Genomic DNA, 19,675 nt, shown 5'->3' on the forward strand with positions numbered 1-19,675 from the left:
GGGCCCTCCCGTCAGAACTGCGCTAATCCGGCGTTTGTCAGGTGATTTACCTGTGCTTAAACGTTTTAGTGGCGGGTGTCGGAAGGGGTGTCGATGCCAGCCCCTGCAAACAATTGCACTACATCGGCCGCATCGAATAGGTAGCGCTGGTTGCAGAACTGGCAGTCGATCTCGATGTTGCCACCATGCTCCACCACCAGGTTCTGCGCGTCTTCCAGGCCCAAGCTTACCAGTGCATTGGCCGAACGCTCGCGCGAGCAGCTGCAGTGGAAGCGCAGGTTCTGTGCGTCAAACAGCCGCACGGCTTCCTCATGATAGAGACGGTGCAGGATGGTTTCGTTGCTCAGGCCCAGCAATTCTTCGGCCGTGAGGGTGCCGGCCAGGGCAGTGAGGCCGCGCCAGCTTTCCGCACGATCGTCGTCATCCTTGATCCGGTCGGCCGGCAACTGCTGCAGCAACAGGCCGCGGGCGCGGTGGCCATCGGCGTTGAGCCAGAAACGCGTGCCAACCTGCTGGGACATCACGAAATAGTTGGTGAAGCAGTCCGACAGGGTTTCGCCATCGAGGTCGACAATGCCCTGGTAGCGCTGGCCTTCAGTCGGGTCGACGGTGAGCGCCAGGACGCCGTTAGGCATCAGGTCCGACAGGGTGGCATCCGGGGCAATCAGGTCAGCCTCGTAACGGGCCAAACCACGGATGTCACGCTCGCTGGAACACTCGATCATCAGCAACGGGATCGGACCTTCGGAGCGCGCCTGCAAGATCAGCAAACCGTCGAACTTCATGGTGCCTACCAGCAGCGCAGCCGCCGCCATCAGCTCACCGAGCAGTTGCGCGACCGGCTCCGGATAAGGGTGCTTGGCAAGGACTTCGGCGTAGCTGCGCTCCAGCGACACCAGTTCGCCGCGGGCGTCGGTCTCGTCGAAGATGAAGCGTTGGGTGAAGTCGGTATCCGGTAGATCAGTCATAGGTCTGGGTATCTGAATTGATGACAAATTGATTACAAGGTTTATAGAATGAAACGCTTTAGCACCAATTTGGTGCGGTTTTTTTAAAGCACAGAGGGACAGTTTATGAACAATCCGGGTTTGTTCCAAGCCAAGTGGAACCTCGGGCGATGGGCCGTTTGCAATCTACTCGCAATCGGGTTGTTGTGTTTTTGGCTATGGCCCACAGGCCAGATGCTATGTGTGGTATTCGACGAGTGGCTGTTTCATCTGCTCAATGACCCGCTGGCGAGCAATACAACCTGGCTACACGTGTGGGCTGTCGCCAGTTTGCGACCGTTTGATGCGGTGGTCGGCGTGATCCTGCTGACGCTGCTGATTCGCGCAGATTGGGTATTCAAGGCCGTGCAGGTGCGTCAGGCGGTGTTAGGTTTTGTCGGCATTTTGTTGCTGCTGCTGTTCATCCGCATGCTGTTTTCCAAACTCGCCGCGCAAATGGGCTGGCAACACCATAGCCCGTCGATGGTGATCAGCGGCGCAATCCAGATGAGTGACTATTTCCCTGGGTTGGAAAAGACCTGGGAATTGAAGGACCGTTCGAGCCAGAGCTTTCCCGGGGATCACGCCTCGGTGTTGTTGATCTGGGGAATGTTCATGACGGTGTTCGCCAAGCGGATGGGCCAGGTACTGGTGATCTGGGGCCTGGCGTTGCTGTTCATGATGCCCCGCCTGGTGGCAGGTGCGCATTGGGGGCAGGACGACTACATCGGTGGGGTGCTGTTAGCACTGTTGGCGCTAGGGTGGGGGTACTACACGCCGTTTGCGGCGAAGGTGTCGCAGGGGTTGTTGCGGCTGACGGCACCGGTGTTTGGAATACTTAAGCGCGTGCCAATGATCAACCGACTGAACGTCATACGCGTGTAGTGAGCGGGCTTGTCGAATCGTCGCACCACCCAGCGCGGGCAAGCCCGCTCACTACAAGGTCAGTCGTCGTTGCCGCTGCCGCGGAACTTGAACAGGTCGCGGCGTTGCTTTTTGCTCGGTTTGCCGTCGGTGCTCAAACCCATGGCGCCAGCCTTGCGCATCGCCGCCGCATTTTCGCGCTTGGCGATGCTGGCTTCTGTTTCAGCGTACAACGCCTGCGCCTCGGGCGCGCCGCGGCGCACGATGGAAAGTGCCTGCACTACGACGGTTTTTTCATCGAAGCCAGTACGAATCTGGAACTCATCGCCGATACGCGGCTCTTTGCCCGGCTTGCAGCGTTCACCGCGATGGTGCACCTTGCCGCTCTCGATGGCGGCCTTGGCCAGGGCACGGGTTTTATAAAAACGCGCCGCCCACAACCACTTGTCCAAACGGACCTTCTCTTCCTCTTCCTGCTTTTGAGCCACTTGAATTCCTCGCTCTGAAAAATGTCGCAACTTTACCGTTGAAACCCTTCGACGCATAAACCTCAAGGCTCACCTAAGATACGCCAGACACCGCGAGATTTGCGCGGCTTTCCCATCCGGCGGCTGATTACCGCAGCCTGAGAGATATCTGTCGCCATTTACCGAATATTCTGCGTGAATACCGCGAATTCGGCACCAAACCCTCAACGAAGGTTTGGCGATTGTCACAATCCGTGAGCAGTTGGACGTTACTGTCCTCGACGACTACGAAACATTTCTGAATTACCGGTTACCCATATTGAAGACATTTGACCATTTGACCGTTGTCGGTCTGCGTGAGTGGGTGGCACTTCCCGATTTGGGGGTGGCTGGCCTGCGCGCGAAGATCGACACCGGCGCCAGCACCTCCAGCCTGCACGCCACCGATATCGAGCCGTTTGAGCGCGACGGTGAAAAGTGGGTGCGCTTTACCGCGCACCTGGGCAGCGTGGTGCAACTGCGTCACCGTCGCTGCGAAGCGCCCCTGGTGACAATGAAAACCATCAAGAGCTCCAACGGCCATGCGCAGGTGCGCTATGTGATCAGCACCACCCTGGCGTTGGGTGATCGGGTATGGCGGGTGGAGTTCACCCTGGCCTGCCGCAAAGCCATGCGTTACCGCCTGTTGCTCGGCTCCAAGGCGCTGATTGACGGCCAATTGGTGGTCAACCCCGGCGTCAAGTACGTTCAAGACAAGCCGGTGTTCCCGGTCTCTACTATTTCTGCCCCAGGTGCTGCATGAAGATTGCTGTGCTGTCGCGAAACCCGCGTCTGTATTCCACCCGCCGCCTGGTCGAGGCCGGCACCGAGCGTGGCCACGAAATGGTGGTGATCGACACGCTGCGTGCCTATATGAACATTGCCAGCCACAAGCCGCAGATCCATTACCGGGGCAAGCCGCTGGAAGGCTTCGATGCGGTGATCCCGCGCATCGGCGCCTCGGTCACCTTCTACGGCTGCGCCGTATTGCGCCAGTTTGAAATGATGGGGGTATTTCCCCTCAATGAATCCGTGGCCATCGCGCGCTCGCGGGACAAGTTGCGCTCGCTGCAACTGCTGTCGCGCCGTGGCATCGGCTTGCCGGTCACCGGTTTTGCCCACTCCCCGGACGACATCCCCGACCTGATCGAGATGGTCAACGGTGCGCCATTGGTGATCAAGGTGCTGGAGGGCACTCAGGGCATCGGCGTGGTGTTGTGTGAAACCGCAACAGCGGCGGAGTCCGTGATCGAAGCGTTCATGGGCCTCAAGCAGAACATCATGGTGCAGGAATACATCAAGGAAGCCGGCGGTGCGGATATCCGCTGCTTCGTGGTGGGCGACAAGGTGATCGCCGCTATGAAACGCCAGGCCAAGCCGGGTGAATTCCGCTCCAACCTGCACCGTGGCGGCAGTGCCAGCCTGATCAAGATCACCCCGGAAGAACGCATGACCGCACTGCGGGCGGCCAAGGTGATGGGGTTGAGTGTGGCGGGCGTGGATATCTTGCGTTCCAACCACGGGCCGCTGGTGATGGAGGTGAACTCATCGCCGGGGCTGGAGGGGATTGAAACCACCACGGGCAAGGATGTGGCGGGGATCATCATTCAGCATCTGGAGAAGAATGGTGGGCCGAATATGACTCGGACCAAAGGTAAGGGCTGACAACACACAGCTTTTGAAACACTGCAAATCAATGTGGGAGCGGGCTTGCTCGCGAATGCAGTGGTTCAGTCGATGGATCTGTTGACTGACACTCCGTATTCGCGAGCAAGCCCGCTCCCACATTTGACCTGTGTGTGTGTTGCTTAGACCGCATCCCTGGGCAGCATCAACCCAAGCGGCAAGCGCACCCGCGCTTCCAGGCCCCCGCCTTCACGGTTGCGCAATTCAACATTGCCGCCATGCATCGACGCAATCCGCCGCACAATCGCCAGGCCCAGGCCTGTGCCCTTGCCACCCCGGGCTCGGTCGCCACGGGTAAACGGGTTGAAGATACCTTCCAGCTCATCAGGGTCGATACCCGCCCCGCGGTCCATGACACTCAGCACCACATAGGGCGCGGCACTGTCACCGGACACGTACGCCGCCACTTCCACATCCGAGCCGGCATGGTGCAAAGCGTTGCCGATCAGGTTGTTCAGCAGGCGTTTCATCGACACCCGGCGCAAGGCAAACGGCTGGATCGGCTCCAGGCGCGTGCGCACCTGTTCGCCATTCTGGTTGTAAGGCGCAACTACCTCGCGAACCAAATCGGTAAGGTCGACTTCCTCAACGACCTCATCACGGCCATCGCGAATAAATGCCAGGAACTGGTCAAGAATCGCGTCCATGTCCTCGATGTCGCGAACCATATCGTCGGTGAGGTCGTTATGGTTGCCCATCAGCTCCAAGGACAGCCGTAAACGCGTCAGGGGAGTGCGTAAATCGTGGGACACCCCCGCCAGCATCAGTTCGCGCTCGCGCCCGGCCTGTTCGACGTCTTCCGCCATTTGATTGAAGGCGCCGTATACCTCGGTCATTTCACTGGGCGTATCACTGACCGGAAGACGCACGCTACGCCCCTGCCCGAGTTGGCGCGCTGCAAATACCAGGCGTTTAAGCGGCTGGTTGAGCTGACGCACAAAAATCCACGCGGACGCCGTGGATAACAACCCAATCGCCAGGAACCAACCCAGCACGTTCCAGATCTTCTGTCCCCGCAGCGGGTGCGGATACAACGGCACTTTCAGCCAGTCCTCACCCAGACTCGGCGCACGCACCCACAGCGCGGGGGACACATGCATCCGCAACCGCACCTCGGTGTCTTCACCGAGTTCAGCCTGCATCTGGCGTTGGTAAATCTCGCTGTAGGGCCAGTGCTGCTCGCCCTCTGGCACGCCGGCGCCAGCGACACGTACCAACGTCGCTGCCTTGGCGATTTTCTCGCGATTTTCAGGGTCGGCGGCCCAATACGCGCGCAGCGTCAGCGCCACGCCGTGGCTGTACTGTCGGTCCACCAACACGTCTTCGTTCATCAGCAGATAAACCAACGTGAGTGCCTTGGAAAACAGAACGACGATCAGCACCAGCCAAAGGGTGCGGGAGAAGAAACTTTGCGGGAACCACAGAGGGGTTTTCATAGAAGACAGCTAGACACCTTGCAGGAACGAGCGGCGCTCGCAGAATTGCAGACGCCGGGCACCCCGTCGCCCCTCATGGAGCCAAACGCCAGGATACCCGTCTCTGCAAATCATCGGTCACTTGGTTGCGGTGCCATCCGGCACAAACACATAACCCACGCCCCAAACCGTCTGGATATAACGCGGCTTGGACGGGTCCGGCTCGATCATCCGGCGCAAACGGGAGATCTGCACGTCGATGGAGCGCTCCAGGGCGTCCCATTCGCGACCACGGGCCAGGTTCATCAGCTTGTCGCGGGTCAGCGGTTGGCGTGCGTTCATCACCAAGGCCTTGAGCACCGCGAATTCGCCGGTGGTCAGCATGTGCACTTCATCGCCACGCTTGAGCTCACGAGTTGCCAGCGACAGTTCGTAGTCGCCAAACGTGACGCTTTCATCTTCGCTACCTGGCGCACCCGGCACTGGCGGCGCCTGGCGGCGCAGTACAGCTTTGACACGCGCCATCAACTCGTCAGGGTTGAATGGCTTGGCCAGGTAGTCATCAGCGCCCAGTTCCAGGCCCTTGATGCGGCTCAGTTCATCGCCTTTGGCGGTGAGCATGATGATTGGAATCTGGTTGTTCGCGCCGCGCAGGCGCTTGCAGGCGGTCAGGCCGTCTTCGCCGGGCAGCATCAGGTCGAGCACGACCAGATTGAAGACTTCACGCCCCAACAGGCGGTCCATCTGCTCGGTGTTTGGCACCGCGCGGGCACGGTAGCCCTTGGAGTTGAAGAAACGCTCCAGCAGGCTGCTCAGCCCAGGATCGTCATCAACGATGAGAATTTTTTCGCCTTCAGCAGTTTGTACAGTGCTGCTCATTGGATGCTCCTCTTATCTCGGCGCGCATTATGGCGTAGCTGCCGTTATACGCACCGTGTGCATTGTTAGCAGATTTTTCCTCTACCGCCAGCGAACACGTGCCCTGCAACCGCTGGCGCAATCCCCCCCAAGGGCAGAACGCTGGTTATAATGCGGCGCCTTCGTGCAGGGCAACGTCAGATCGTTACCCTTTACTGCCGGGCTTTTTTTCACCCGCTTGTCGTGATTTTTTCGATTTCGAGGGTCAATAGGCTGCCTCTTGACCCAGGCAGCGGCGCCAGTCGGGCCGCTCAACCAGCACCGCCGGGCCTTGTTTTCCGGGCCTGCCGGGCTGCTTTCAGAATTTCAGGTGGTTTTATGGACAGCATCAACAGCCGCATCGCCGAGGAACTCGGCGTACGCCCACAACAGGTCGAAGCGGCCGTCGCTCTACTGGATGAAGGCTCCACGGTGCCTTTCATTGCCCGTTACCGTAAAGAAGTGACCGGCAGCCTCGACGACACCCAACTGCGTCACCTGGAAGAGCGCCTGCGCTACCTGCGAGAACTCGACGAACGGCGCATCAGCATCCTCGCCAGCATCGAGGAACAGGGCAAGTTGACCCCGCAGCTTGAGCGCGACATCAAGCTCGCCGACACCAAGACCCGCCTCGAAGACCTGTACCTGCCCTATAAACAGAAGCGTCGCACCAAGGGCCAGATCGCCCTGGAAGCTGGCCTGGGCGAGCTGGCCGACGGCCTGTTCAACGACCCGTCGCTGACCCCGGACACCGAAGCCGCACGCTTCATCGACGCTGAAAAAGGCGTTGCCGACGTCAAGGCTGCCCTCGAAGGCGCCAAGTACATCCTCATGGAGCGCTTTGCCGAAAACGCCAGCCTCCTGGAAAAATTGCGTACCTACCTCAAGCAGGAAGCCATCCTCAGCGCCCGCGTTATCGCCGGCAAAGAGGAAGAAGGCGCCAAGTTCCGCGACTACTTCGAGCACGACGAACCGCTCAAGAGCATGCCGTCCCACCGTGCGCTGGCGATTTTCCGTGGCCGCAACGAAGGCATTCTCAGCTCTGCGCTCAAAGTCGGCGACGAACTGCCGGGCACCATGCACCCATGCGAAGGCATGATCGGTCAACAATTCGGCATCCAGAATCAGAACCGTCCTGCGGACAAGTGGCTGGGTGAAGTCGTGCGTTGGACCTGGAAGGTCAAGCTCTATACCCACCTGGAAACCGACCTGCTGGGTGAGCTGCGCGACGGCGCAGAAACCGAGGCGATCAACGTATTCGCGCATAACCTGCACGACCTGCTGCTGGCCGCACCGGCCGGCCCGCGTGCCACCCTGGGCCTGGACCCGGGCCTGCGCACCGGTTGCAAGGTCGCCGTGGTCGACTCCACCGGCAAGCTGCTGGATCACGCCACCGTGTACCCGCATGTGCCACACAACAAGTGGGACCAAACCCTGGCAATCCTGGCTGCGCTGTGCGCCAAGCACGCCGTGGACTTGATCGCCATCGGCAACGGCACGGCTAGCCGCGAGACTGACAAGCTCGCCGCCGAACTGATCAAAAAATACCCAGCCATGAAGATGACCAAGGTCATGGTCTCCGAAGCCGGCGCATCGGTGTACTCGGCGTCGGAACTGGCCTCCAAGGAATTCCCGGACCTGGACGTGTCGATCCGCGGCGCTGTGTCCATCGCCCGTCGTCTGCAGGACCCGCTGGCCGAACTAGTGAAGATCGACCCCAAATCCATCGGTGTCGGCCAATATCAACACGACGTGTCGCAATTGAAACTGGCCCGCGGCCTGGACGCGGTGGTGGAAGACTGCGTGAACGCCGTCGGCGTGGACGTGAACACCGCGTCCGTGGCGCTGCTGGCGCGTATCTCCGGCCTTAACGCGACCCTGGCGCAGAACATCGTGACCCACCGCGACGAGAACGGCGCGTTCAAAACCCGCGCCGCGCTGAAAAAGGTCGCGCGTTTGGGCGAAAAAACCTTCGAACAAGCTGCCGGCTTCCTACGCGTGATGAACGGCGACAACCCGCTGGATTCGTCCGCCGTTCACCCGGAAGCCTATCCCCTGGTGCAACGCATCGCCGCCGAGACCGACCGTGACATTCGCTCGCTGATCGGCGACGCCGCGTTCCTCAAGCGCCTGGACCCGAAGAAGTACACCGACGAAACCTTCGGCGTGCCCACCATCACCGACATCCTGCAAGAGCTGGAAAAACCTGGCCGCGATCCGCGCCCCGAGTTCAAGACCGCCGAGTTCCAGGACGGTGTCGAAGACCTCAAGGACCTGCAGTTGGGCATGATCCTCGAAGGTGTGGTGACCAACGTGACCAACTTCGGCGCGTTTGTGGACATCGGCGTGCATCAGGACGGTTTGGTGCATATCTCCGCGCTTTCGGAGAAATTCATCAAGGACCCACGTGAAGCGGTCAAAGCCGGCGACGTGGTCAAGGTCAAGGTCATGGAAGTCGACATCCCGCGCAAACGCGTTGGCCTGTCGATGCGCATGAGCGACACCCCCGGCGAGAAAATCGACGGTGCCCGTGGCGCCCGCCCAGGTTCTGCACCGCGCCAGTCGCAAAACAATGCGCCGCGCAAGGAAACGACAGCTGCCGCGCCGAGCAACAACGCCATGGCCTCGCTGTTCGCCAACGCCAAACAGCTGAAGAAACGCTGATGGAGATGCCGGCCGGTTTGACCCAGAGCGCGTTCAGCGAACTGATCGGCTGCCGCCTGCAACGCCTTGAAGAAGGTGTTGCCGAGGTGGCCCTGACCTTGGAGCCGCACCTGCGCAACCGCGCGGGCAAGCTCCATGGCGGGGCGATTTTCAGCCTGGTGGACATAACGATGGGACTGGCCTGTTCCAGCTCCCATGGTTTCGACCAGCAGAGCGCGACCATCGAATGCAAAATCAACTACATCCGTGCCGTGGAAAACGGTGACGTGTTGTGCATCAGCCGGGTGATTCACGCTGGCCGACGCACCTTGGTGGTCGAAGCGGATGTGTACCAGGATGAAAAACTGGTCGCAAAAGCACAAGGCACCTTCGCTGTCCTATAGCTCCCCACCCTCGATTTGAGTTAATTTCGGCGCTGCACACACGGCGTCGGAATTTTCTTGCTGCGCTATAGCCCAATTCATGGAGTGAAGTCGGCTTTTTCAGAGCGGGTCAAATCGACTGTTAACCAGGCGAAAACGCCAGTTTTAACTTCACCCTTGTAGACCGTCCTGCCCACCCCCATATTGGGGCGACTGACGCGTGAAGGAATCCAACTTGAGCGAACTTCTCAACCGCCGCCTGGCTCTGCTTGGCAAGCGCGAACACCTCTCCCTGCTAGAGCAGTGCTTGCACGGCATCGAGCGTGAATGCCTACGCGTGACAGGTGAAGGTCGCCTGGCACAAACGCCGCACCCTGAAGCACTGGGCGCCGCGTTGACCCACGAACAGATCACCACCGACTATTCGGAATCGCTGCTGGAGTTCATCACTCCCGCCCTGCCCAACCCGGCCGACACCCTGAGCAGCCTGGACAAGATCCACCGTTTTGCCTACAGCAAGCTCGGCAGCGAGTACCTGTGGAGCCCATCGATGCCGTGCCCGTTGCCGGCCGAGGAAGACATTCCGATTGCCTACTACGGCACCTCCAATATCGGACAGCTCAAGTACGTGTACCGCAAGGGCCTGGCCCTGCGCTATGGCAAGACCATGCAGTGCATCGCCGGCATCCATTACAACTTTTCCCTGCCGGAACAGTTGTGGCCATTGCTCAAGGAGACTGAAGGATTTGTCGGCACCGACCGCGATTACCAGTCCACGGCCTACATCGCACTGATCCGTAACTTCCGTCGTTACAGCTGGCTGCTGATGTACCTGTTTGGTGCTTCGCCAGCCCTGGACGCCGGCTTCCTGCGTGGTCGCTCGCATCAGTTGGAAGTGCTAGACCCCGACACCCTCTACCTGCCGTACGCCACCAGCTTGCGCATGAGTGACCTGGGTTACCAGAGCAATGCCCAAGCCGGCCTCACGCCGTGCTACAACGATTTGAACAGCTACACCGACAGCCTGCGCGAAGCAGTGGCAACGCCCTACGCGCCGTACGTCGAAATCGGCACGCATAAAGACGGTGAGTGGGTTCAGCTCAACACCAACATCCTGCAGATCGAAAACGAGTACTACTCCAACATCCGCCCCAAGCGCGTGACCTACACCGGCGAGCGGCCGATCCAGGCGCTGATGGCGCGCGGCATCCAGTACATCGAAGTGCGTTGCCTGGACATCAACCCGTTCCTGCCGATGGGTATCGACCTGCAAGAGTCGCGCTTCCTCGACGCGTTCCTGCTGTATTGCGCGCTGAACGACAGCCCGCTGTTTGCCAGCAATGAGTGCGGCAACGCTACCTCCAACTTCCTCAGTGTGGTTAAGGAAGGCCGTCGTCCGGGCCTGCAATTGCAGCGTCAGGGCCAGCCTGTGGACATGAAGGAATGGGCTACCGAGCTGCTGGAAAAAATCGCACCGCTGGCTGCGCTGCTGGATGAAAGCCACGGCATCACCGAGCACAGCCAGGCACTGGACGCCCAACTGGCGAAGGTCAAGGATCCCTCACTGACGCCGTCGGCCCAGGTGCTGGCAGCGATGGCCGAGCGTAAAGAGAGCTTTGCGCAATTCTCCCTGCACCAGAGCCAGGTGCATGCCGAACATTTCCGCAGCGAACCGCTGCCGGCAGAGGAGCAGGCACGTTTTGAAACGCTGGCGCGTACATCGCTGGCGCAGCAGGCGGAGCTGGAGCAGAACGAAGTGGGCGATTTTGATGTGTTTGTAGGGTCGTACCAGGCAAGCATCCTGGCGATCAGTAACTAACACCCTGACGTACTGACTGTAGTGAGCGGGCTTGCCCCGCGCTGGGTGGCGAAGCCGCCCCAATAAGGACGCCGCATTCAGTTTGAAAAAACGCGGCGCCTGATTATAGGGCGGCTTCGCCACCCAGCGCGGGGCAAGCCCGCTCACTACAGAGGTCCACTTTTCTTCTCATAAGCTAATTCGAAAATGTTATTTATTTTCGAGTTCTTAGATCATTTAGTCTCCTCACACGCCGACCCTCGGCCGCCTGATTGAGGAGCTTCCCCCTTGAAACTACTGACCCCTCTGCGCCTCTTGGCGGCGCTGTCCCTGGCCGGTGCCAGCCTGTTTGCCCAGGCGGCGGATGTGACCGTCGCTTACCAGACCACCGTAGACCCGGCCAAAGTTGCCCAGGCCGACGGCGCGTATGAAAAAGCCACCAACGCCAAGATCAACTGGCGCAAATTCGACAATGGCGCCGACATCATCGCCGCCATCGCCTCCGGCGACGTGCAGATCGGCTACCTCGGTTCCAGCCCGCTGACCGCTGCGATCACCCGTAAAGTGCCGGTGGAAACCTTCCTCGTCGCCACCCAGATCGGTGGTGCCGAAGCCCTGGTCGCCCGCAACGGCTCGGGGATCAACAGCCCGCAGGACCTGATCGGCAAGAAAGTCGCCGTGCCGTTCGTGTCCACCGGCCACTACAGCCTGCTGGCAGCCTTGAAACACTGGAACATCGACCCGTCGAAAGTGACCATCCTCAACCTGGCTCCGCCGGCAATCATCGCCGCCTGGAAACGTGGTGATATCGACGCAACCTACGTATGGGACCCGGCCCTGGGTGTGGCCAAGGAAAACGGCAAGGTGCTGATCACCTCCGGCGAACTGGCCAAGTTCGGCGCGCCGACCTTCGATGCCTGGATCGTGCGTAAAGACTTCGCCGAGAAGCACCCGGAAATCGTCACCGCCTTCGCCAAGGTCACACTGGATGCCTACGCCGCCTACCGCAAAGACCCACAGGCCTGGATCGCCGACAAAGGCAACGTCGACAAGCTGGTGAAACTCTCCGGCGCCAAGGCCAGCGATATTCCGCTGCTGCTACAAGGCAACGTCTACCCACTGGCCGCTGACCAGGTGACCCTGTTGGGCGCCCCGACCACCAAGGCCGTGACCGATACCGCTGCGTTCCTCAAGGAACAAGGCAAGGTCGACGCTGTGCTGCCGGACTACGCCCCTTACGTCAGCGCCAAGTTCATTACTAACTGATCAGGAGTTCATCGCGATGGCCTTGCTACAACTGGAGCGCATCAGCGCACAGTACCCAGGCGCCACAGAACCGGTACTGTCTGACATCTCAATCGACCTGGGGCCCCAGCAATTGCTGGTGGCCCTCGGCCCGTCCGGCAGTGGCAAGACTTCGCTGTTGAACCTGATTGCCGGCTTTGTCGAACCCTCCTCCGGGCGCATTACCCTCGACGGCGTGCCGGTCAAGGGCCCCAGCGCCGAACGTGGCGTGGTATTCCAGGACGACGCCCTGCTGCCCTGGCAGGACGTGCTGGCCAACGTCGGCTTCGGCCTCGAACTGGCCGGCGTGCCCAAGGCGCAGCGAGAAGTACGTGCCCGGGAAATGCTGGCATTGGTTGACCTGGCCGGTTTCGACAGCCGCCGTATCTGGCAGCTCTCAGGCGGGCAGAAGCAACGCGTCGGCTTGGCCCGCGCCTTGGCCGCCGACCCGCGCGTGCTGCTGATGGATGAACCCTTCGGCGCCCTCGACGCTTTCACCCGTGAACAGATGCAGGAGCTGTTGCTGCAAGTCTGGCGGCGCACGGCCAAGCCGGTGTTCCTGATTACCCACGACATCGAAGAAGCGGTATTCCTCGCCACCGACCTGATCCTGCTGGCACCCAACCCAGGGCAAATCGTCGAACGCCTGAGCCTGGACTTTGGCCAGCGCTACGCCGCCGGTGAGTCGGCACGGGCGATCAAGTCCGACCCGCGCTTTATCGAAACCCGCGAACACGTACTGGGCAAAGTGTTCTCCCAACGGCAGGTGTCCGCATGAGCAGCTACGAACTTCCCGCCACCGCCGCCAAGCCGGTGGTACACGCGGTTATTCCGGTACGTCGCAGCCTGAGCACGCGGTGGATCAGCGTGCTGACGCTGGTCACTTTGTTGGCGCTCTGGTGGGCCGTGACCGCCACGGGGTTGATCGAACCGCTGTTTCTGCCACCACCGTCTGCCGTGCTGCAAAAAGGCTGGCTGCTGGTGACCACCGGCTATATGGATTCCACCCTGTGGCAGCACTTGGGTGCGAGCCTGGGCCGTATCGGGCTGGGCCTCGGTTTTGCCGTACTGACCGCCGTGCCGGTGGGGATTGCCATCGGTTCCAATCGTATCGCCCGTGGCATTCTCGACCCACTGATCGAGTTTTACCGGCCGATCCCGCCCTTGGCCTACCTGCCGTTGATCGTGATCTGGTGCGGCATCGGCGAACTGTCCAAGGTGCTGCTGATTTACCTCGCGATCTTTGCACCGATAGCCATCGCCACCGCGACCGGCGTGCGCACCGTCGACCCAGCCAAGCTGCGCGCAGCGCAGTCGCTGGGCGCCACCCGCGCCCAGCTGATTCGCCATGTGATCCTGCCGAGCGCCCTGCCCGACATCCTCACGGGCGTGCGCATCGGGCTGGGCGTGGGCTGGTCCACTTTGGTCGCCGCCGAATTGATCGCGGCCACCAGTGGGCTGGGTTTTATGGTGCAGTCGGCGGCGCAGTTCCTGGTCACAGATGTGGTGGTGCTGGGCATTCTGGTTATCGCCCTGATCGCCTTCGCCATGGAAATGGGCCTGCGTGCCCTGCAGCGTAAATTGGTGCCGTGGCATGGCCAGGCACATTGAGTGAGAACCGCATGAGCAGCCTGACCGTTACCCCAATAAGCACCGCCCTGGGCGCCCAGATCAGTGGCGTCGATATCACCCAGCCGCTGAACCTCGAACAGCGCGACGCCATCGAACAGGCGTTGCTCACGCACTCGGTACTGTTCTTTCGCGGCCAGCCAATTACCCCGCAGCAGCAGGCGCGGTTCGCGGCGAATTTCGGTGACCTGCATATTCACCCGATCTACCCCAACGTGCCGGAACAGCCCGAAGTGCTGATCCTCGACACCGCCGTCACCGACGTGCGCGACAACGCCGTGTGGCACACCGACGTCACCTTCCTGCCCACCCCGGCGCTCGGCGCGGTGCTCAGCGCCAAGCTGCTGCCGGCATTTGGCGGCGACACGCTGTGGGCCAGTGGGATTGCCGCGTATGAGGCGCTGTCGGAGCCGTTGAAGCGCTTGCTCGACGGGCTGACCGCTACCCATGATTTCACCAAATCCTTTCCCTTGGAGCGCTTTGGCAACACCGCCGAAGACCTGGCGCGCTGGGAAGAAACCCGCAAGAAGAACCCACCGTTGTCACACCCAGTGGTGCGAACGCACCCGGTGAGCGGGCGCAAGTCGCTGTTCGTCAGTGATGGGTTTACCACCAAGATCAACGAGCTGGAGCCGGCGGAAAGCGAGGCGATTCTCAAGCTGCTGTTCGCCCACGCGACACGGCCAGAGTTCACCATCCGCTGGCGCTGGCAGGAAAACGACGTAGCGTTCTGGGACAACCGCGTGACCCAACATTACGCGGTGGATGATTACCGGCCCCAGCGGCGGGTGATGCACCGGGCGACGATTCTGGGCGACGTACCGTTCTAAGCCACACTGAAGAACAAATGTGGGAGCGGGCTTGCTCGCGAAGGCGGCGTGTCAGTCAACAGATTCAGCGACTGATACACCGCATTCGCGAGCAAGCCCGCTCCCACATTGACCGCGTTCTGCCTTTTACTCAGCAGTGGATGGCTTTTCCCACAAGTTGATCCCGCCTTCCTGGGCAAACCGGTCGATCTCCGCCAGCTCTTCTGCACTGAAGCTCAAGTTCTTCAACGCACCGACGTTCTCGATGATCTGCTCCGGTCGGCTGGCGCCGATCAGTGCACTGGTCACCCGTGGATCACGCAGGGTCCAGGCCAGGGCCAATTGCGCCAAACTCTGGCCACGACGCTGGGCGATTTCATTCAGTGCACGCACGTGGGCAATGTTCGCTTCGGACAAGTGCTTGGCCTGCAACGACCCGCCGCCCGGGCGGTTCACGCGTGCATCCGCCGGTACGCCGTTGAGGTATTTGTCGGTCAACAAACCCTGCGCCAACGGCGTGAATGCAATCACCCCGGCACCGAGCTCTTCGGTGGTGTCCAGCAGGTCTTTTTCCACCCAGCGGTTGAGCAGGTTGTAGGCCGGCTGGTGGATCAGCAGCGGCACTTTCCACTCTTTGAGCAGGGCCGCGATTTCGCGGGTTTTCACCCCGGAATACGACGAGATACCGATGTACAACGCCTTGCCTTGTTGCACGGCAGTGGCGAGGGCGCTGGCGGTTTCTTCCAGCGGGGTGTCGGCGTCAAAACGGTGGGAGTAGAAGATGTCCACGTAGTCGACGCCCAGGCGTTGCAGGCTCTGGTCCAGGCTCGCCAGGATGTATTTGCGCGAACCGCCGCCCTGGCCGTAAGGGCCTGGCCACATGTCCCAACCTGCCTTGCTGGAGATGATCAACTCATCGCGGTACTGCTTGAAATCTTCGCGCAGCAAACGGCCGAAATTGATCTCGGCGCTGCCGTACGGTGGGCCGTAGTTGTTGGCCAGGTCGAAGTGGTTGATACCCAGGTCGAACGCGGTGCGCAGCAGCGCGCGCTGGGTGTCGATCGGGGTGCTGTCGCCAAAGTTGTGCCACAGCCCCAGGGACAGTGCAGGCAGCACCAATCCACTGCGGCCTACGCGGCGATACGGGATAGATTCATAGCGGTTTTCGGCAGCAATGTACGTCATCGAATCCTCTCTGGGCTTAGGGCAAATAAGGCCTGGGAATAAGGTTATTCCCAGGCCTTTTAAGCCGCTGAATCGCTTAAGTCTGCCCTTCCGTTTTACAGCAATTTCCTACCAGAGTGGAACGACGTAGCTGACATAAAAGCGGTTTTCATCCTGCACGGTGGCACCGGTAATGTCCGGGCTGGCATGGGCATTTTTCCAGGTCACGCCGAGGCCTTTGAGGGTACCTGTGGGCACTTGGTACGCCACTGCAACGTTGCGTTCCCATTCGCTGGTGTTGCCTTGCGCGGTGCGGATGTCGTCGCCATGGGCGTAGGCGGCGGAGAACGTCAGGCCGTTTAGGCCGAGCTTGCCGAAGTCATACTTGTACTGAGCCAGCCAGGTGCGCTCACCCGCGTGCTGGAATTTGTTCAACTGCATGTTGGTCAGTGCCGGCGTGTCGGCGCCTGAGCCTGGGCCCTGGCGGTTATCGCCGCTGTTCAGGCCGGAGTCGAGGTACGGGAAGTCGCTGTCGCCGCTGTTCTTCTGGATACCCAGGCCGACGGTATGCCCGTCCAGGCTGTAGCTCTCAAGCAAGCTGGCGGTGGTCTGGTTGATGCGGCCCTTGTTCACGCCGTCCTCGTAGAGACCGCTGGCTGCATAGTCCTTGTCGCCATCGGCGTTGCCACCCACGCCGAGGCTGCGGAACACGCGGATATCCGTGTCGATCGCGCCCACCGACAATGCGTCATGGCGCTTGGCGCCGAGGAAGAACTGCTGGTAGTAGTCCTCAAGGTTCGAATACCACAGGCTGACCGTGGTGTTCTGGATGCCGGTGTAGTCAGCGCCGCCGAACAGGAAGCGGTCGCTTTCTTTGGTGCCGCCGGCCGTGATCATGCCCTGGTCGCCGGTTTCGTTGCGGATCTTGGTCTTGAGGATATCGCCGCCGGTGAAGGTGAAGTCGCTGAGGTCCTTGGACACCAACTGCACACCGGTGTTGGTCTGTTGGTACAGGCGACCGTCGGTGTTGGCCAGTACCGGGTTGTTGCCGTACAGCGTACCGATGCGCAATTCATCCTTGGCGAAACGCATCTTGAACGTCGGGCTGAGCACGCCGAACTGGTCGGCGGATTTACCGTTGTCCAGCGGGAACATGCTGCCGGGGTAACGGCCCTGGTGATCCTTGTCGTTGAGGTCGCCGCCGGAATCCAGTTTCAACCCGTAGAACGCCTGCAAATCAAGACCAAAACCCACTGGTCCGTCGGTGTAGCCGGACTTGAAGTTGAACTCGAACCCCTGGCCCCAATCCCGAATGCTGTGAGCCTTGGCGTTGCTGTTCACCACATCACGACCTTGCTGGTTGAGATAGCGATTGAGCAGGGTCACATCGGCGTGGCTGTCATCGATAAAATCGGCATGGGCGGACAGCATAAAGCTCGCCATGGCGGCACCCACCATAGGGCTTAATAACGTCTTCATTGTTACCGGTCTCCGTCACTGTTCTGAAATGAAAGCGTCAAACGCTTCACACAATTACGCAGTGGCCAGATGACAGTTGCGCGTCAAAACGCGGTTATGACGGATGAAATTATATTTAAGAAAGCCCCGTAGAACGGGGCTTTGCGAGGTTTTTAACAGGTTATTAACCTAGCGCACCAAGTGCAAAAACTGCAGGTGTCGTTCGTACTGGTCGAGGATGTCGTTGATGATCTGCTCCTTGGTGTAACCCACCAGATCGTAGTCCTGACTGCCCTCGGCCAAGTGCACTTCTGCACGGTAATAGCGACGGTTGTTGATCTCTTTGGAGCCCATGCCACCCCGGGCAAACGACGGCGTGAAGTAGCCGCGCATCTGTACCTGGTAGACGAACGGATGCTCCTCGCCATGGCCGATTTCCAGGCTGACACTGTCGTTGGACGGGTCGGGTTGCGTCACCACATTCAGGCCTTTTTCGACGAACACCGCGGTCACTTCTTCAATGGCCGGGCGCACTGTCGATTCGAGGAAGCGATACACCTCATCCCGCGACGGGAAGTGCACCGCCTGGCTCAAGCGCTGGCGCCAGCCGCCACGGCCTTTGCGTGAGGCCGAGACCGGTGCCAGCGAATGCAGTTGGGCAATCTGCTTTTGCGACTCCAGGTAGAACGCCTTGTGCAGCCCCCACATCATCAACAACAGGATCATCGAGAACGGCAACGAGGTCAGCACCACCGCGGACTTCAACGAATCGATGCTGCCGGCAAACAGCAGTGCACTGGTGACCAGCCCGGTCATCACACCCCAGAACACCCGCAGCCATTTGGGCCCGTCTTCATCGGCGTTGCCGCCTTTGGACGAGAGGGTCGACAGCACCACCGTGCCGGAGTCGGCCGAGGTGACGAAGAACACGAAGCTGATAAACACCGTGACCGCGATCACGACCTTGCTCCACGGGTAGGTTTCCAGCAGCAGGTAAAGGCTCATCGACGGATCATCAATGGCCGACTGACCGAGCGCCGCCATGCCGTGGTTGAGCACTTGGTCGATGGCGCTGTTGCCGAAGATCGACATCCACGCCAGGGTGAAACCCAGCGGGATCAACAGCACGCCGAACACGAATTCACGGATGGTACGGCCCCGGGAAATGCGCGCGATAAACAGGCCCACGAAGGGCGACCAAGCGATCCACCAAGCCCAGTAGAACACCGTCCAACCGCCCAGCCAGTCACTGGGTTTGTCGTAGGCGTACACGTCGAAACTCTTGGTCGGCAATGCGCCCAGGTAGTCGCCCAGGTTCTGGATCAGGGTGTTGAGCAAGTGCTGGGTAGGCCCGGCGAACAACACGAACAACAGCAGCGCACAGGCCAGCAACATGTTGATGTCGGACATGACCCGCACGCCCTTGTCGACGCCCGCCACCGCGACAATGATCGCGGCGCCCATCATCAGGGTGATCAAGCCGACCTGAATCCACTGGGTATGGGCAATGCCAAACAGGTAGTCGAGACCGGAGTTGAGGTGCAGCACGCCAAAGCCCATGTCGGCGCCCAGGCCGAACACCGTGGCGATGATGCCGAAGCCATCCACCGCGTAGCCGATGGGCCCGTTGATGCGCTTGCCAATCAGTGGGTACAGCGCCGAACGCAGCGCCAGCGGCAGGTTATGCCGGTAGGCAAAATACGCCAGGGCCATGCCGACAAACGCAAATACGCCCCAGCCGTGCAGGCCCCAGTGCAGAAACAGAATCTGCATGGCCTGGCGTGCGGCATCGGCGTTCATCGGCGCGCCCTGGGGTGGTTGCACCAGGTGGGTCAGCGGCTCGGAGACACAGAAGAAAAACAGCGTGATGCTGATCCCGGCGGCGAACAGCATGCCGGCCCAGGACAGGTAACTGAATTCGGGCTCGTCGTGGTCGGCACCGAGTTTTATCTTGCCGTAGCCCGATAGCGCGGTGACCACCACGAAGACCAGATACAGGGTCATCGCCAGCATGTAGTACCAGCCGACCGTGTTGGCCGCCCAGTTTTGCGCGGCCAGCAGCCAAGCGCCAGCCTGTTGCGGGATAGCGATGACAATGACACCGAACAGCAAAATGAACGTTGCAGCGAAGTAGAAGACCGGCGCATTCATGC

General features: G+C 60.5%; 17 protein-coding genes. 10 read left to right on the plus strand and 7 right to left on the minus strand.

Annotation, left to right across the window (positions count from 1 at the left end):
• Window positions 1-65: 65 nt before the first annotated feature.
• Window positions 66-968: an Hsp33 family molecular chaperone HslO gene (hslO, locus tag CFE47_RS10830; RefSeq protein WP_185704602.1), complete on the minus strand. Its 903-nt coding sequence runs from the start codon at window positions 966-968 to the stop codon at window positions 66-68.
• A gap of 105 nt (window positions 969-1,073) precedes the next feature.
• On the opposite strand from hslO, the gene CFE47_RS10835 reads away from it, so the two are divergent.
• Entirely contained in the window at window positions 1,074-1,871 is a 798-nt protein-coding gene (locus tag CFE47_RS10835) for a phosphatase PAP2 family protein (RefSeq protein WP_286836918.1), read from the plus strand.
• Between the two features lie 59 nt (window positions 1,872-1,930).
• Here the strand turns inward: CFE47_RS10835 and CFE47_RS10840 are convergent, their stop codons facing one another.
• Window positions 1,931-2,338, minus strand: a complete 408-nt coding sequence (locus tag CFE47_RS10840) for an RNA-binding S4 domain-containing protein (RefSeq protein ID WP_185704598.1) — start codon at window positions 2,336-2,338, stop codon at window positions 1,931-1,933.
• A 298-nt stretch (window positions 2,339-2,636) separates the two neighbouring features.
• On the opposite strand from CFE47_RS10840, the gene rimB reads away from it, so the two are divergent.
• Both rimB and rimK read left to right on the plus strand, forming a co-directional pair.
• Window positions 2,637-3,119, plus strand: a complete 483-nt coding sequence (gene rimB / locus CFE47_RS10845; RefSeq protein ID WP_005783815.1) for a retropepsin-like aspartic endopeptidase RimB — start codon at window positions 2,637-2,639, stop codon at window positions 3,117-3,119.
• On the plus strand, window positions 3,116-4,021 hold the full coding sequence (gene rimK / locus CFE47_RS10850; RefSeq protein ID WP_003187674.1) for a 30S ribosomal protein S6--L-glutamate ligase: 906 nt from the start codon (window positions 3,116-3,118) through the stop codon (window positions 4,019-4,021). The genes rimB and rimK overlap by 4 nt, the downstream gene beginning before the upstream one ends.
• A gap of 143 nt (window positions 4,022-4,164) precedes the next feature.
• Here the strand turns inward: rimK and CFE47_RS10855 are convergent, their stop codons facing one another.
• Together CFE47_RS10855 and ompR are read right to left on the minus strand one after the other, a co-directional pair.
• Window positions 4,165-5,478 carry an ATP-binding protein gene (locus tag CFE47_RS10855; RefSeq protein ID WP_185704596.1) on the minus strand — a complete coding sequence of 438 codons (1,314 nt, stop codon included), beginning with the start codon at window positions 5,476-5,478 and terminating at the stop codon, window positions 4,165-4,167.
• Between the two features lie 117 nt (window positions 5,479-5,595).
• A complete protein-coding gene (gene ompR / locus CFE47_RS10860; RefSeq protein WP_185704594.1) occupies window positions 5,596-6,336 on the minus strand; it encodes an osmolarity response regulator transcription factor OmpR in 741 nt (246 codons plus the stop codon).
• A gap of 357 nt (window positions 6,337-6,693) precedes the next feature.
• Here ompR and CFE47_RS10865 point away from each other — a divergent pair, with 357 nt between their 5' ends.
• The 7 genes from CFE47_RS10865 to tauD all read left to right on the plus strand — a co-directional run bounded on the left by CFE47_RS10865 (window position 6,694) and on the right by tauD (window position 14,921).
• Entirely contained in the window at window positions 6,694-9,018 is a 2,325-nt protein-coding gene (locus CFE47_RS10865; protein WP_185704592.1) for a Tex family protein, read from the plus strand.
• Complete coding sequence (locus tag CFE47_RS10870) at window positions 9,018-9,401, plus strand: PaaI family thioesterase (protein WP_286836924.1); 384 nt, start codon at window positions 9,018-9,020, stop codon at window positions 9,399-9,401. Before CFE47_RS10865 ends, CFE47_RS10870 begins: the two co-directional genes overlap by 1 nt.
• Window positions 9,402-9,615: 214 nt before the next feature.
• Window positions 9,616-11,199, plus strand: a complete 1,584-nt coding sequence (gshA, locus tag CFE47_RS10875) for a glutamate--cysteine ligase (RefSeq protein ID WP_286836926.1) — start codon at window positions 9,616-9,618, stop codon at window positions 11,197-11,199.
• Between the two features lie 267 nt (window positions 11,200-11,466).
• Window positions 11,467-12,444 (plus strand): taurine ABC transporter substrate-binding protein, encoded by a 978-nt coding sequence (tauA, locus tag CFE47_RS10880; protein ID WP_185704586.1) that lies wholly within the window; start codon window positions 11,467-11,469, stop codon window positions 12,442-12,444.
• 16 nt (window positions 12,445-12,460) lie between these two features.
• A complete protein-coding gene (gene tauB, locus CFE47_RS10885; RefSeq protein WP_124526214.1) occupies window positions 12,461-13,240 on the plus strand; it encodes a taurine ABC transporter ATP-binding subunit in 780 nt (259 codons plus the stop codon).
• Entirely contained in the window at window positions 13,237-14,073 is an 837-nt protein-coding gene (gene tauC, locus CFE47_RS10890) for a taurine ABC transporter permease TauC (protein ID WP_185704584.1), read from the plus strand. Before tauB ends, tauC begins: the two co-directional genes overlap by 4 nt.
• A gap of 11 nt (window positions 14,074-14,084) precedes the next feature.
• Window positions 14,085-14,921 carry a taurine dioxygenase gene (gene tauD / locus CFE47_RS10895; protein ID WP_185704582.1) on the plus strand — a complete coding sequence of 279 codons (837 nt, stop codon included), beginning with the start codon at window positions 14,085-14,087 and terminating at the stop codon, window positions 14,919-14,921.
• A gap of 126 nt (window positions 14,922-15,047) precedes the next feature.
• On the opposite strand, the gene mgrA is transcribed toward tauD, so the two are convergent.
• The 3 genes from mgrA to betT form a co-directional block, all read right to left on the minus strand.
• Window positions 15,048-16,085, minus strand: coding sequence for an L-glyceraldehyde 3-phosphate reductase (gene mgrA / locus CFE47_RS10900; protein ID WP_286836932.1), 1,038 nt, complete (start codon window positions 16,083-16,085; stop codon window positions 15,048-15,050).
• Window positions 16,086-16,193: 108 nt separating this feature from the next.
• Entirely contained in the window at window positions 16,194-17,522 is a 1,329-nt protein-coding gene (locus tag CFE47_RS10905; protein ID WP_286837077.1) for an OprD family outer membrane porin, read from the minus strand.
• Between the two features lie 189 nt (window positions 17,523-17,711).
• Entirely contained in the window at window positions 17,712-19,673 is a 1,962-nt protein-coding gene (gene betT / locus CFE47_RS10910) for a choline transporter BetT (RefSeq protein ID WP_185705359.1), read from the minus strand.
• Window positions 19,674-19,675: the final 2 nt, after the last annotated feature.

The organism is Pseudomonas sp. PGPPP1, assembly GCF_002255865.1.
GTDB classification, from domain to species: Bacteria; Pseudomonadota; Gammaproteobacteria; order Pseudomonadales; family Pseudomonadaceae; genus Aquipseudomonas; species Aquipseudomonas cremoris.